Annotated in this window: 1 pseudogene; it reads right to left on the reverse strand. The window is 58.4% G+C overall.

From position 1 onward, the window contains the following. Nucleotides 1-474 (reverse strand): annotated as a pseudogene (locus tag JF66_RS20125) (DNA-directed RNA polymerase subunit beta'); the annotation flags it as partial. Between the last annotated feature and the right edge of the window lie 40 nt (nucleotides 475-514).

Raw genomic sequence — 514 nt, forward strand, 5'->3', positions numbered from 1 at the left:
TTCCAGGCGCAGCTCGTTCTCGAGACCAGGCATGTCCTGGTGACGACCGTCTTCGTCTACCGAGATGACCATGTATGCGGCGAAGTAGATGACCTTTTCGAGGTCCTTCGGAGCCATGTCCAGCAGGTAGCCGAGGCGCGAGGGCACGCCCTTGAAGTACCAGATGTGAGTGACGGGTGCGGCCAGCTCAATGTGGCCCATGCGCTCGCGGCGCACGGACGACTTGGTGACCTCTACGCCGCAACGCTCACAAACGATGCCTTTGAAGCGAACACGCTTGTACTTGCCACATGAGCATTCCCAATCCCGTGACGGACCGAAGATCTGTTCGCCGAACAGGCCGTCCTTCTCGGGCTTGAGCGTGCGGTAGTTGATGGTTTCGGGCTTCTTGACCTCACCGTGCGACCAACGACGGATGTCGTCTGCCGTAGCCAGGCCAATGCGAAGCTCGTCAAATGTTGTTACGTCGAGCAATTTCTCTCCCTTGGAAAGTATTCGAGTCTCAGTGGCCGGG

This window comes from Cryobacterium sp. MLB-32 (genome assembly GCF_000738085.1).
Lineage (GTDB): Bacteria > Actinomycetota > Actinomycetes > Actinomycetales > Microbacteriaceae > Cryobacterium.